Annotated in this window: 12 protein-coding genes; 10 read left to right on the plus strand and 2 right to left on the minus strand. The window is 51.0% G+C overall.

Annotated features, from left to right (window positions below; translation table 11 throughout):
- The first annotated feature begins 4 nt into the window (after positions 1-4).
- From infB to ACKU40_RS10655, 8 genes are all read left to right on the plus strand, one after another.
- Positions 5-2,911, plus strand: a complete 2,907-nt coding sequence (gene infB, locus ACKU40_RS10620; protein WP_320172774.1) for a translation initiation factor IF-2 — start codon at positions 5-7, stop codon at positions 2,909-2,911.
- 55 nt (positions 2,912-2,966) lie between these two features.
- Complete coding sequence (locus tag ACKU40_RS10625; RefSeq protein WP_320172775.1) at positions 2,967-3,254, plus strand: DUF503 domain-containing protein; 288 nt, start codon at positions 2,967-2,969, stop codon at positions 3,252-3,254.
- A 41-nt stretch (positions 3,255-3,295) separates the two neighbouring features.
- A complete protein-coding gene (gene rbfA, locus ACKU40_RS10630) occupies positions 3,296-3,649 on the plus strand; it encodes a 30S ribosome-binding factor RbfA (protein ID WP_320172776.1) in 354 nt (117 codons plus the stop codon).
- Entirely contained in the window at positions 3,612-4,577 is a 966-nt protein-coding gene (locus tag ACKU40_RS10635) for a bifunctional oligoribonuclease/PAP phosphatase NrnA (RefSeq protein WP_320172777.1), read from the plus strand. Before rbfA ends, ACKU40_RS10635 begins: the two co-directional genes overlap by 38 nt.
- Positions 4,578-4,590: 13 nt before the next feature.
- Positions 4,591-5,523 (plus strand): tRNA pseudouridine(55) synthase TruB, encoded by a 933-nt coding sequence (gene truB / locus ACKU40_RS10640; protein ID WP_320172778.1) that lies wholly within the window; start codon positions 4,591-4,593, stop codon positions 5,521-5,523.
- A 72-nt stretch (positions 5,524-5,595) separates the two neighbouring features.
- Positions 5,596-5,865, plus strand: a complete 270-nt coding sequence (rpsO, locus tag ACKU40_RS10645; protein WP_163292042.1) for a 30S ribosomal protein S15 — start codon at positions 5,596-5,598, stop codon at positions 5,863-5,865.
- Positions 5,866-6,114: 249 nt separating this feature from the next.
- Positions 6,115-8,391, plus strand: a complete 2,277-nt coding sequence (gene pnp / locus ACKU40_RS10650) for a polyribonucleotide nucleotidyltransferase (protein WP_320172779.1) — start codon at positions 6,115-6,117, stop codon at positions 8,389-8,391.
- Positions 8,392-8,562: 171 nt separating this feature from the next.
- Entirely contained in the window at positions 8,563-9,303 is a 741-nt protein-coding gene (locus ACKU40_RS10655; RefSeq protein WP_320172780.1) for a transporter substrate-binding domain-containing protein, read from the plus strand.
- Positions 9,304-9,356: 53 nt separating this feature from the next.
- Here ACKU40_RS10655 and ACKU40_RS10660 read toward each other — a convergent pair whose 3' ends face one another.
- A complete protein-coding gene (locus ACKU40_RS10660; RefSeq protein WP_320172781.1) occupies positions 9,357-10,646 on the minus strand; it encodes a phenylacetate--CoA ligase in 1,290 nt (429 codons plus the stop codon).
- 122 nt (positions 10,647-10,768) lie between these two features.
- Here ACKU40_RS10660 and ACKU40_RS10665 point away from each other — a divergent pair, with 122 nt between their 5' ends.
- Entirely contained in the window at positions 10,769-11,551 is a 783-nt protein-coding gene (locus tag ACKU40_RS10665; RefSeq protein ID WP_320172782.1) for a prepilin peptidase, read from the plus strand.
- A 51-nt stretch (positions 11,552-11,602) separates the two neighbouring features.
- Here the strand turns inward: ACKU40_RS10665 and ACKU40_RS10670 are convergent, their stop codons facing one another.
- Complete coding sequence (locus ACKU40_RS10670; RefSeq protein ID WP_320172783.1) at positions 11,603-11,863, minus strand: hypothetical protein; 261 nt, start codon at positions 11,861-11,863, stop codon at positions 11,603-11,605.
- A 211-nt stretch (positions 11,864-12,074) separates the two neighbouring features.
- Between ACKU40_RS10670 and lpxB the strand changes: the two genes are divergently transcribed.
- The gene (gene lpxB, locus ACKU40_RS10675) at positions 12,075-13,202 is read left to right on the plus strand and encodes a lipid-A-disaccharide synthase (RefSeq protein WP_320172784.1); all 1,128 of its coding nucleotides are present in this window, start codon (positions 12,075-12,077) and stop codon (positions 13,200-13,202) included.
- Positions 13,203-13,205 lie beyond the last annotated feature (3 nt).

The raw sequence follows: 13,205 nt of genomic DNA on the forward strand, positions 1-13,205 counted from the left end.
CCATATGGCTTCAAAAATCAAAGTAAAGGAATTGGCCGCCGAGCTCGGGGTCAATACCAAAGACATCCTTCAAAAACTCCGCGAAATCGGTGTGCAGGCTAAAAGCACTGTAGCCGCCATTGATGCGGAACAGGCTGAGACCATCCGCAAGGAACTCTCCGGCAAGTCCGGTAAAGTTGAACAGCGCGAGGTTCAGCCCGGTGTAATCGTACGCCGTCGTAAAGGCGGTCGCGGCAAAGAAAAAGCCGAAGAAGTGGAAACTAAAAACGAGGCTCCCGCAGAAGATAAAAAAGAAACTCCTGCTGAGCAAAAGCAGGAAGCAGCAACAGAAAAGGCTCCTGAAAAGAAAAAGCCTGCCAAAAAGGCTCCCGCTAAAAGCGAAAAGCCCATGGTAAAAATAATCAAGCCTGAAGATATCGAGAAAAAAGAAGCCCCCGCAGTAGAAGAAACCAAAGCACCCGAAGTGGAGACTCCCCCCGCCGCTAAGGTTGTCGAAGACAAAGAACCCGTTGCTGAAGCTCCGGCTAAAAAAACCGTTAAAGCAGAAGAAAAGAAGGTTGAAGACACACCTGCTGCTGAACCGGTAGAAAAAACTGCAGAGAACGCAGAAGACAAAAGCGATAAAGCTAAAGAAGCCGAGCCTAAAAAGAAAAAGCGCAAAAAGAAAAAAGAAATTGAAGCGCCCAAAGTAAAAATTATTTCCAGACCTGATCCCAACCTTCAGGCAGCACAGCGTGCAGCAGAAGGTCCGGGCGGAGCTAGAAGACGTCCTTCTGAAGACGAACCTTCCGGCGGCCGTCCCGGCGGACCCGGTGGCGGTAGACCTTCCGGCGGTCGTCCCGGAGGCCCTGGCGGACGCCCCGGCGGCGGTCGTCCCGGTGGCCCCGCTGGCGCAAGACCTAGTGGTCCCCGCCCCGGAGGCAATGAAGGAGGCGGAGGAAGACCCGTTCCCGGCGCTCCGGAACCCGGCAATGATCAGAGCAAGAAGAAAAAGTTTAAAAAGGATAGACGTGTCGTCGAATTCGGTAAGGATTACCGTAAAGACGATAGCGAAAGAGACCTCGAAAGCAAGTTCCGCGGTAAAAAGAAAGGCCGCAAGAGCAAAGGCCGTCCCGAACAGGCTCCTGTTCAGCAGAAGCCCCTCAAGGCAGCCAAGCGTAAAATCAAGTTCAACGAGGCCATCCGTCTTTCCGACATGGCCCACCAGATGGGCCTGAAAGCACAGGAACTGATCAAGGCCCTCTTCGGTCTCGGTGTAATGGCAACCATTAACCAGTCCCTTGACCTTGATACTGCGACCCTGCTTGCTTCCGAGTTTGAATACGAAATTGAAAACGTATCCTACTCCGAAGAGGAACTGCTCCTGCCCGCAAATGATGTGGACAAGGAAGAGAACCTCAAGCCCCGTCCGCCTATCGTGACCATCATGGGTCACGTTGACCACGGTAAAACATCCCTGCTGGATGCCATCCGCCATAGTGCGGTTACCGATGGCGAAGCTGGCGGTATCACTCAGCACATCGGTGCGTACCACGTTTCCACAGACCGCGGTGAGATCGTATTCCTCGATACTCCCGGTCACGAAGCGTTTACCACCATGCGTATGCGCGGAGCACAGGTTACCGACATTGTTATCCTCGTTGTAGCTGCTGATGACGGCGTCATGGATCAGACCCGTGAAGCAATCAGTCACTCTAAAGCAGCCGGCGTACCCATCGTTGTTGCAGTCAACAAGATGGATAAGGAAGGTGCAAACCCCGAGCGCGTACAGCGCGAACTGGCTGAATTCGACCTCGTTCCCGAAGACTGGGGCGGCGACACCATGTTCGTTCCTGTTTCCGCGAAAATGCGTACCGGTCTTGATGACCTGCTCGAAATGGTTCAGCTGCAGGCTGAAGTTCTCGAGCTCAGGGCCAACCCGGACAAGGGGGCCCGCGGTAACATTGTTGAAGCTAAGCTCGACAAGGGCCGTGGTCCTGTTGGAACCGTCCTCATCCAGGAAGGTACCATTAATCAGGGTGATCCCTTTGTCTGCGGTCTTTACCATGGCCGTGTTCGTGCAATGTTTGATGACCGCGGCCGCAAGATCGAGACCGCCGGTCCGGCATTCCCGGTAGAGATTCAGGGTTTTGACGGTATTCCCGAAGCCGGTGACGAGTTCATCTGCGTAGCTGACGATAAAATCGCCCGCCGCATTGCTCAGGAACGTAAGCTCAAGCACCGTGAACGTGAGCTGGCAGGAAAATCCAAGGTTACCCTTGAGTCCTTCCTCGCTTCCAAACCGGATCAGGATGCACAGACTCTTAACGTTGTCCTTAAAGCCGATGTACAGGGTTCACTTGAAGCTATTAACGAAGCCCTTGCCAAACTGGCTACTGATGAGATCAAGGTTGAAGTTATCCACGGCGGTGCCGGTGCGATCACTGAATCCGACATCCTGCTGGCTTCCGCTTCACAGGCAATCATTATCGGCTTTAACGTAAGACCGACTGTGAAGATCAAGGAAATTGCAGAGCGCGAAGAAGTGGAAATCCGCTTCTACGACATCATCTACAAGCTGGTCGGAGAAATCAAAGACGCTATGGGCGGCATGCTCTCTCCGGACATCAAGGAAGAGTACCTCGGTCAGGCAGAAGTCAAGCAGACCTTCTCCGTACCCAAAGTCGGCGTTATCGCCGGTTGTTACGTGATCGACGGCAAGCTGACCAGACATGCTAAGGTTCGTCTGCTGCGTGACGGCGTGGTTATCTACACCGGATCGCTTACTTCGCTTAAACGCTTCAAGGATGACGCCAAGGAAGTTGCCAAAGGCTACGAATGTGGTGTCGGTCTTGAAAAATACAACGACATCAAGGAAGGCGATGTAATTGAAGCCTTCGAAGTTGTTGAAGTAGCAAGAACCCTCGAATAAGAATAAAATGATCAGGGGCGGACTTAGGTCCGTCCCTGTTTTAAAATTTACAGCTATGATAATCGGCGTACTGTCACTGGAATTCAGACTGCACGGAAATAGATCACTCAAGGGAAAACGCAAGGTATCCCTCAGCCTGAAGCAGAAGCTTCGAAACAAATTCAACCTCTCGGTATCTGAAGTTGAAGCAATGGACTCCCATGAAAGGCTGGTACTCGCTGCAGTGACTGTCGCCAACGAAACTCGCAAAGTTGAAAGCACGCTTTCCAAGGCCTTAGCCATGATTGAGGCTATGGCTCCGGCAGAGCTTATCCACTGCGAAACAGAAATTTTCAGTTCCTGATCTTTTATGATCAGGTTAACTTTTTTTGAGGACTAATTATAATGAAGACTTCGACATCACGCCGCTCCGTTAAAATGGGCGACCAGATCATGCGCGAAATTGCCACAATGCTCATTGAAGAGATCGGCGACCCGCGTCTGGATATGGTTTCCATTAGCGGAGTACGTATGAACAAAGACAATAAAATAGCCGAGGTGATGTTCACCATGGCCGGGGACAAGGAAAAAATTGCTGCTGCGGTCAAAGCTCTGGACAAAGCCAAAGGCTATATGCGCAGCAAACTGAGCAAACGTATCCGCGTCCGCCAGATTCCCGAACTCAGGTTCGTGCACGACAACTTCCTTGAGGAGATGGTTTATGGAAGCTCGACTGAAAGAGATATGTCGGATTCTTAAAGAAGAGGACGACTTTCTCGTAGCCGCTCATTTCAATCCAGATGGAGATGCCCTGGGCTCTACAGCCGCTATGGGCTATATCCTTGAGAAGCTCGGTAAGCGCTACCGCCTCTACAATCAGAGTGGTAAGCCAGAAGCAATGGCTTGGTTTGAGACTCCATCCCCAATCCAGACTGAAATCCCCAAGGGATTTGACGGCTGGTACATTGTCCTTGACTGCGGTGACGCGCCGCGCATGGGTGAAACACTCATGAACGCCCTTGATCCGGAAAAATCCATTAACATCGACCATCACATGGGTAATTCGGGATTTGCTGCCGTAAACTGGGTGGACACCAACCGTCCGGCAGTAGGTGAAATGATCACCCTTATTGCCAGAGAACTTAAAATTTCTCTCTCCGGCAAACTCGGAGAATCCATCTACCTGTCCATTGCCACTGATACCGGATTTTTCACATACAACAACACCAAGCCCGAGACCCTTGAAATCATTGCGGACATCATCCGCTACGGTCTTGATCTCGGTGAGTTCGTACCCAAAATCCGCAACCAGTGGACCATGAAGCGCATAAACCTCTGGGCCACTGCGTTGGGCAAAATTGAAATGCATCATGAAGGACAGACCGCCCTGCTCTTCATCCCGCAGGAAATGCTGGATGAGGCCGGTGCATCCGGGCCTGATTGTGAAGGACTGGTCAGCTTCATCCTGCGCATTCAGGGAGTACGCGTGGCAGTGCTTATCCGCGAAGACAGTCCCATGCGCTACAAATTCAGCCTGCGTTCACAATCACGTGACAACGTACAGGTCGTAGCCTCCCTCTTCGGAGGCGGAGGACACAAGAATGCCAGCGGCGGACTTATTGAAAACACCCCCGACACCGTGCGCGAAAGACTCATTACCGCTATCGGTGATAAAGTTATGAGTTAAAAGTATTTAGAGTATGGGAAGAAAGCCTAAAACAAGCCCGTTCCAGAAGCATGGCGTTCTGGTGTTGAACAAACCGTCCGGTCCTACTTCTACTGATTGCCTCAATTCCATCAAACGCGAACTAAAGCAGTACAAGATAGGCCATGCCGGCACCCTTGATCCTCTGGCAGAAGGTGTGCTGCTGGTAATGCTCGGTCAGGCCACAAAGTTAGGGCCTTATCTGCTGGGACATGATAAAGTGTACACAGGAAGTTTAAGTATTGGTAGAACTACAGATACTTACGATATCCAAGGCACTGAGACTTCCACTGGGGACATTTCCGGAATTACGGAAAAAATGGTGGAAAATGAAATTTTACACTGGAATGACTTGACTAGTCAGGAAGTTCCTGCCTATTCGGCTGCAAAGCATAATGGCAAACCGCTCTATGAACTGGCCAGAAAAGGGGAAGAAACCCCGGTCAAAATCAAGAGCATTGAAATATTTGATGCAGAACCGCTGGAAGTGAGTCTGCCGATGGCCCGTTTCCGAGTTGGGTGCTCTGCCGGCACCTACATTCGCTCCCTGGTCCATAGCTTGGGGTCGCGGCTCGGATGTGGCGCGGTAATGGAATCACTTAGGCGTGAAGAAAGCCGGCCTTTCAGGCTGAGCGAAGCGCACAACCTCGATGAGGTTCTTGCCGATCCTGATGGATTTGAGGCACGGATCATCCCGCTTGCGGATGCCCTGCCGCATTGGCACAAGTTTACCATTTCGGAAAACATGTCCAAAGCCATCAAGAACGGAGCAAGAATACCTGTCGGGGATATTGCTGCTGATCAGGAAATTATCGAAGGTGAAAGGGCTATGTTCCTTGAAACCGACGGTACAGCTCTGGCTCTAATGGAGACAAAGCAAATCGACGGCAAGCTTCTCTGGGTAATTCTTCGCGGCCTGTGGGGCTGATTCCCCGCGGGAATTTCAACTTCCGGCACAAACTAAACATTCGCGCTCTGACGCGGATTGGAGGATAACGCTATGGTTATGACTGCTGAAGACAAGGCAAAAGTTATTGAAGAATACCAGACCAAACCTGGTGACACCGGTTCCCCTGAAGTACAGGTTGCTCTTCTTACTGCAAGAATCAAATACCTGACCGACCACTTCAAGAGCCACAAAAAGGATTTCCACTCCCGCACCGGCCTGCTGAAAATGGTCGGCCAGCGCAGAAACATCCTGAAGTACCTGAAGTCCAAAGACATTCAGCGTTACCGTGATCTTATTGCAAGACTTGGTCTGCGCAAATAAGCAGTTTCGGGGGAGGGTTTACCCTCCCCTTTTTTTTATAAATATTCACACATTTGTATTTCCATCTGACTTCACATCATATAGATGGTAGTTAGATTGAATCCAACAGTGGAATCCGTGCTCTCCTGCAACAATTTTTAGTTGGCTGAGGAAGGGGTTCATCCCCGCAATGAAATCCTCCCTTAGCCGGCTGGAAAATTCGGACAGCACCGGGTTCCGACATTACAACTTATTTAGTGAGGAATCTAAATGTTAGTACCTTTTGAATCCACCTCCGTAACCGGTCATGTCGGCAATCTCGACATCACACTGGAAACCGGACGTATGGCTAACCAGACCAACGGAACCGTACTGATCAAGTCCGGCGGCACCGTTGTTCTCGTTACTGCTGTCGGTATGCCCGCTGACGGTCCGCGCGACTTTTTCCCGCTGACCTGTAACTACCTTGAAAGAACTTACGCTGCAGGTCGCATCCCCGGTGGTTACTTCCGCCGTGAAGTAGGCCGTCCTTCCGACCGTGAGACCCTTGTTTCCCGTCTCATGGACCGCCCCATCCGCCCCATGTTCCCCAAAGCTTACTGCGACGAAGTACAGGTTATTGCAACCGTTCTTTCCGCTGATACCGACACCAACCCCGATGTACTGGCTATGACCGGTGCATCTGCAGCACTGCACATCTCCGACCTTCCTTTCAACGGTCCCGTTGCTGCTGCACGTGTAGGTCTCGTAAACAACGAATTTGTTCTCTACCCCACCTACAAAGGCGTTGCAGAACAGTCCGAACTCAACCTCGTCTTCGCCGCTACCCGCGACGCTGTGATCATGGTTGAAGGTAGCTCCCAGTTCCTGCCTGAGAACACCATTGCAGAAGCACTGGAATGGGGTCACGAGCAGATGGCTCCCATGTTCGACCTGCAGGACGCTCTGCGCGAAAAAGTAGGCCGCCCCAAGCTGGAAGTTGCCGAACCGGAAAAAGATGACGAAGTCATCACCCTCGTTACCGAAAGCTTCTCAGCTGATCTGGACAAAGCTCTGGCCATCCCCGGCAAGCTGGACCGTAAGGCTGCAAAGTCTGAAGTTAAAGCTAACGCCAAGGCCATGATCGAGGAAAAATTCCCCGAAGAACCTGAAAGAACTAAAGCTGTTGGCGATGCCATGGCTGACCTCGAAAAGAAAATTGTCCGCAAACGCATTGTTGAGCAGGGCGTTCGTATCGACGGCCGTGACCTGACCACAGTACGTAATCTTTCCATGGAAGTGGGCAACCTGCCCATGACCCACGGTTCCGCCCTGTTCCGCCGCGGTGAGACTTCCGCTCTCGCTGTCTGCACACTGGGCTCCACCCGTGATGAGCAGCGCTTTGAAACCCTGATCGGTGAAGACACCAAGCGTTTCATGCTGCACTACAACTTCCCCCCGTACTGCGTGGGTGAAGCTAAATTCCTGCGTGCGCCTTCCCGCCGCGAAATCGGTCACGGAACACTCGCTGAACGCGCACTGCGCCCGGTTCTGCCCTCTGCTGACGATTTCCCCTTCACCATGCGTGTAGTTTCCGAGGTAATGGACTCCAACGGTTCTTCCTCCATGGCCACCGTTTGCGGTACCACCCTGTCCCTCATGGACGCAGGTGTACCAATCAGCGCACCTGTTGCAGGTATTGCCATGGGGCTCTGCCAGGAAGGCGACGAGTACTTCGTACTCACCGACATCCTCGGTGATGAAGATGCACTCGGCGATATGGACTTCAAGGTTGCCGGTACTGAAGAAGGCGTTACCGCAATTCAGATGGACATCAAGATCAGCGGTATCCCCGCCGATGTTCTGCGCAGAGCACTGGCACAGGCCAAGGAAGCTCGCCAGATCATCCTTGATGACATGAAGAAGACCATGCCCGAGCCCAGAGCTGAACTTTCTGTTAACGCTCCCCAGATGGAAGTACTGCAGATCAACCCCGAGAAGATCCGTGATCTCATCGGACCAGGCGGTAAAAACATCAAGGCGATCACTGCTGAAACCGCAGCCGACATCGACATTGAAGATTCCGGTAAGGTTTCCATCTTCGCTCCCACCCTTGAGTCCCTCAAGAAAACTGTGGAAATGGTTCAGTACTACGACCAGACCGCAGAACTTGGTAAGAACTACGTGGGTACCGTTAAAAAGATTCTCGAAATCGGCGCGATTGTAGAAATCCTGCCCGGTCTCGAAGGTCTGCTGCACATCTCCCAGATCGACGTTGAACGCATCGCAGAAGTTACCGATGTTGTTCAGCTTGGTCAGGAAATCACCGTCAAGGTTGTTGAAGTACAGCCTAACGGACGTATCCGTCTTTCCCGTAAGGCATGGCTCATGGAACAGGCCGGACAGGAAGTTGATCTTGAAAAATTCAAGATGGGCGGCGGACGCCCCAGCGGTGGCCGTGGCGGACGTGATGGTGGCCGTGATGGCGGACGTCGTGACGACAGACGTGATGACAGACGCGGTGGCGGACGTCGTGACGACAGACGTGATGACAGACGTCACAGATAGTCTCTTCTGCTTATAGAATATTAGAAGCCGCCGGATGTTACATCCGGCGGCTTTTCTTATGTCCATCTCAAAAACAGATTGTCTATCATCCTTATTTTCAGGTATTGTTTCAGATAACTATTGGAAGTGTTGGTCTCGTTTTTTTATCTACCCCTTACTCAGGAGAAAAACATGAAAAAATTTGCCGTATTATTATTCATCATGACAATGCTGCTTTCCACAACAGCCCATGCAGGACCGAAGGTAATTACTGCAGCGGCTGATCCATGGCTTCCATTTATCAACCCGGATTCAGCATCACAGGGACTCTCGATTGAAATCTGCCAGGCAGCATTCAAGACTCAAGGATATGAGGTTAAACTTGATGTTGTTCCTTGGGTAAGAGCAGAAGAAGGGGTAAAAAACGGAGAATACGATATTCTGCCTAACACATGGATGACAGACAAAAGAAAAGCATATCTCGCGTACAGTGACCCTTATGCCAGTAATCAGGTAAAATTCATTAAGCGGAAAGGTGAAACCTTCGAATATACTGGCCTGCCCAGTCTTGCCGGAAAAGTAGTCGGGATAGTCAGGGGCTACGGATACAGTTCTGAATTTATGAACGATCCTGCCTTTGAACGTGAACCTGCAACAGAATTCATGACTAACATCAAAAAACTGGTAACTGGTCGAATTGACCTCGCTTTAGAAGACGAACTCGTGGCAAAGGCAACTATCAAAAAAACCGACAGCTCACTCCTCCCGAAGATAGAATTTACCAAGAACGCCCTTTCAAGCAATGACCTTCATGTCACATGCGGCCTGAGTAATCCCCGCCATAAGGAAATCATCAGTGCATTCAACAAGGGGCTGAGTGAGATCAAAGCCAACGGAACCTATAAGGAAATTATGGCAAAATACGGAATTTAACATTACATTTCAGGAAGACAATAAAAAGGGTGCCGGTTATCCGGCACCCTTTTCTACATTCTTTCGTCAAAAACACGCTTGGTCTTGGCAAAACTTCTGGGAAGCAAACCGGGCTTGAGGATTTCCACATTGGCCCGCACAAGGATATATTTCCTGATCTCAGCGCAGATGGCCTTGGCAAGATTTGCATCATCGGACTCGGAAGCCTCAGGCATACGTTCAACGCGCACAGACATGTGATCCAACCCTTCACGGCGTTCAAGATATATCTGGTATTCGGAACTGGCTTCGGGGAAAGATTCCAGTACAGAAGCGATCTGACCGGGATAAATATTAACTCCGCGAAAAATGAACATATCGTCACTTCTGCCGGAGATGGTGTCATGACGAGGCATGGAGCAACCGCAGGAACATTCACCGGGGATGATCCGGGTCAAGTCACGGGTGCGGTAACGGACCAGCGGCGAAGCTTCCTTGTTCAGCGTGGTGACTACCAGCTCACCCACTTCACCTTCAGGTACGGGCTTGAGAGTTACCGGATCAATGATCTCAGCGATGTACTCATCACCCCAGTAGTGCAGCCCCTCATGGGCATTACATTCGATACCGGCGCCGGGACCGTAAAGCTCGGTCATGCCGGAAATATCATGGCTCGATTCAAGACCGAGAGCTTCCTCAAACTGCTTGCGCATCTTAGCTGAGCACGCTTCCCCTCCGAAGATACAACGCTTGAGCTTGAGCCGCTCCACTATACCGGCTTTCTGGGCTTCCTCTCCGAGCAGCAGGGCCATGGAAGCAGTAGAACACAGGCAGGTCGCTCCGAGGTCTTCCAGAATCTGGAGCTGAATTTCAAGCATCCCGGGTCCCACAGGCAGGGTCATGGCCCCGAAATGTTCCGAACCGAGCTGGAACCCAGCCCCGGCAGTCCAGAGCCCGTAGCCTACGCAGACCTGCACGCGGTCAAGGGTGGTCAGTCCGGCCAGTTCGTAACAGCGGGCAAACATGTTCTTCCATGTTTCAATATCCTTGCGGGTGTAAGAAAGAATCTTGCGCTTTCCGGTGGTCCCGCTGGAACCGTGGATACGCACGACATCCTCTTCAGGAACGGAAAGCAGCGGCAGCGGATAGCCTTCCTTAAGATGGTCGGCAGTGGTAAAAGGAAGTTTCTGCAGATCTTCAAGAGACTTAATATCGCCGGCTTCAACTCCCTGCTCTTTATACTGAGCCTGATAAAAAGGGCTGTTGGCGGCAGTATGCGCTACGGTCCATTTCAATCCTTGCAGCTGTTTATCAGCAAGTTCCTGTGCACTCAATTCCGGTATGAATCTATATTTGCCGCCCATTTTATGTCTCCGTAGAAAGCTTGTTCAATTATCCTAAGTGTCGTATCCACTTTTTTACAAAATAAGTCAGACACAACTGTTTTGCAGGGACACCCTAAATCTTCAAGTTATCCAAGGTCAACATGCATCTAATTTCAATAAATATTTTTCCTATAGCTGCAGCAGCTCTTATCGGGGCGGTTTTAGGCAGTTTTTATGGCTGTGCTGTTTTCCGCTACATTAACGGTCAAACCCTGACCAACCCGCGCCGCTCGACCTGCCCGAAATGCGGGCACACCATCCGCTGGTATGAGAACATCCCGCTCATCAGCTACCTGCTGCTGCGTGGCAGATGTTCATCATGCAAACAACAAATCAGCCCGATGTATGCCGTAATTGAGCTTGTATCCGTTGCATGGGCAGTGCTGCTCATGCTTACCTTCCGCCCTTCGGCAGAATGGCTGGTGTATATGTTTTTCGGTGGCTTGATGATCATAGCCTCGTTCATTGACCTGAAAACATTCATCCTGCCGGACATCATCACCATCCCCGGCTCCATAGCAGCCATTCCCTGTGCAGCCGTGTTTACCCCCGTAGGCTGGGAAGGGGCATTACTTGGCGCAGGTATAGGAGGAGGACTTTTCTGGTCTCTGAGACTGCTTTACCGCGGTTTGAAGGGCACGGAAGGACTGGGCCTCGGGGATGTGAAGATCATGTTCATGATCGGGGCATTAGCCGGACCGCAGAACCTGCCGCTGGTAATCACGGTCTCGGCCTTTACCGGCCTGATTGCCGGACTGGTCATGATGGCGGTGGATAAGGATCAGGAATACGGGTCAATGATTCCGTTCGGCCCGTTTCTGGCGCTGGGGTCCATGCTGACAATACTCTACGCCGAACCGTTCTGGAATTGGTATTTAATATAAAAAAAGGGGAGATCGAAAATCTCCCCTTTTTCACGTTAGAAAAGGAAGTTACTATACACCGAAGGGACCGAACTTCTTCACGTATTCCTGAAGTTCTTCCCAAAGGTGCTCTGAAAATTTGTCATATTTTTCAGCTGCAGTGTCATAGCTTTCCAGCTTCTTAACGACATTTGCAGCTTTGTCGTAAACATTCTTGAACTCTGCTTCGTCCATGCCTGCCATCTGCATAGCTTCTTCTTTAGAAAGGTGACCTGTATGGGCAAAAACCCCGGACAGAACGCCCATCATATTCTTTACGTTCTTTTGAGCCATCGAGTACTCCTTAATTTAGATGAAATACAAAAAAATTCTTCACACCATACTGGCCCATAACACTATTTTCTCCATAATTGCAAGCGGTTCCCCTTATAAACTGCGGCAATAAACCAAAAAGTAACAACTCTCGGAAATGACCACACACCGTTGCTTTTTCATGACTGCATACGTATTGTCCGGCTTTAAACCACATTTATGAGAATAAAAAATGACCATTAAAAATAACAGTATCTGGATTAATGCGGGAGAAGCTTCCGGTGATATGCACGGGGCAAGGCTCGCAAAAGAACTCATGGAGCGCGACCCCGGCCTGAAGGTGATGGGCATGGGCGGGTCGGCAATGGAAAAAGCGGGCTGCGATATCCGCTATCCCATGCAGTTGATTTCACTGGTAGGGCTGACCGAAGTCCTGCCCAAGCTGCCCCGTCTGCTCAAACTCTTCGGACAGATCGGGGACATCCTCAAAGCGGAACGCCCTAAAGCAATCATCCTTATCGACTGCCCGGACTTTAACTTCAGACTGGTTAAAATCGCCCGCAAACTGGACATTCCCGTCTATTACTACATCACCCCGCAAATCTGGGCATGGCGGCAGGGACGGGCAAAATTCCTGCAAAAGCATGTACGCAAAATTCTGTGCATCCTGCCCTTTGAGCAGCAATTTTTCAAAGACCGCGGAGTTGATGCCCTGTACGTAGGACACCCCCTGCTCGACCTCATGCCCCTTGAGGAACTGGACGCCATCGATCCGGACCCGAACCTGATCGGAATTCTTCCGGGCAGCCGCAGCAAGGAGATTTCATCCCTGCTCCCGGAATTTGCTGCAGCAGCGGAAAAACTCTCCAAGGATTTCCCGCAGCTGAAATTTTCCATTGCCCGCGCACCGGGAGTAAAAGAAGAAAAACTGCGTCACTTCTGGCCGGACCACATCCCGGTAACCATCAACCAGCCGGAAAACAGATACCGCCTGATGCGCAATGCCAATGCTATAATGGCTGCTTCCGGTACCGCCACTCTGGAGTGCGCTCTTATCGGCACCCCTACACTGGTGGCCTATAAAATGTCCGCGCTGAGCGGCTTCTTAGCCAAAAAAATACTCGATATTAAATACGTCAGTCTCGCCAACATCATCCCGGACAAACTCATCCTCCCGGAATACCTGCTGGAGAACGCTACTGCGGATAATTTCTACAAACAAATACACCAGTGGGTGAGCGCTCCTGAATCTGCCCAAAAAGTAAGGGGTGATTTAAAAGAATTACGGGAGATGATCGGCGAACCGGGCGTGGCCGCGCGCACAGCTGAAACCATCCTGAAAGACTTGAACAGTATTTAGAAT

The sequence above is a fragment of the Maridesulfovibrio sp. genome (assembly GCF_963666665.1).
Classification (GTDB): Bacteria; Desulfobacterota; Desulfovibrionia; order Desulfovibrionales; family Desulfovibrionaceae; genus Maridesulfovibrio.

What these genes read in the sequence shown, in the direction of transcription:
- infB (WP_320172774.1), top strand. Translation starts at nt 5, where the DNA reads ATGGCTTCAAAAATCAAAGTAAAGGAATTGGCCGCCGAGCTCGGGGTC.
- ACKU40_RS10625 (WP_320172775.1), top strand. Translation starts at nt 2,967, where the DNA reads ATGATAATCGGCGTACTGTCACTGGAATTCAGACTGCACGGAAATAGA.
- rbfA (WP_320172776.1), top strand. Translation starts at nt 3,296, where the DNA reads ATGAAGACTTCGACATCACGCCGCTCCGTTAAAATGGGCGACCAGATC.
- ACKU40_RS10635 (WP_320172777.1), top strand. Translation starts at nt 3,612, where the DNA reads ATGGAAGCTCGACTGAAAGAGATATGTCGGATTCTTAAAGAAGAGGAC.
- truB (WP_320172778.1), top strand. Translation starts at nt 4,591, where the DNA reads ATGGGAAGAAAGCCTAAAACAAGCCCGTTCCAGAAGCATGGCGTTCTG.
- rpsO (WP_163292042.1), top strand. Translation starts at nt 5,596, where the DNA reads ATGGTTATGACTGCTGAAGACAAGGCAAAAGTTATTGAAGAATACCAG.
- pnp (WP_320172779.1), top strand. Translation starts at nt 6,115, where the DNA reads ATGTTAGTACCTTTTGAATCCACCTCCGTAACCGGTCATGTCGGCAAT.
- ACKU40_RS10655 (WP_320172780.1), top strand. Translation starts at nt 8,563, where the DNA reads ATGAAAAAATTTGCCGTATTATTATTCATCATGACAATGCTGCTTTCC.
- ACKU40_RS10660 (WP_320172781.1), bottom strand. Translation starts at nt 10,646, where the DNA reads ATGGGCGGCAAATATAGATTCATACCGGAATTGAGTGCACAGGAACTT.
- ACKU40_RS10665 (WP_320172782.1), top strand. Translation starts at nt 10,769, where the DNA reads ATGCATCTAATTTCAATAAATATTTTTCCTATAGCTGCAGCAGCTCTT.
- ACKU40_RS10670 (WP_320172783.1), bottom strand. Translation starts at nt 11,863, where the DNA reads ATGGCTCAAAAGAACGTAAAGAATATGATGGGCGTTCTGTCCGGGGTT.
- lpxB (WP_320172784.1), top strand. Translation starts at nt 12,075, where the DNA reads ATGACCATTAAAAATAACAGTATCTGGATTAATGCGGGAGAAGCTTCC.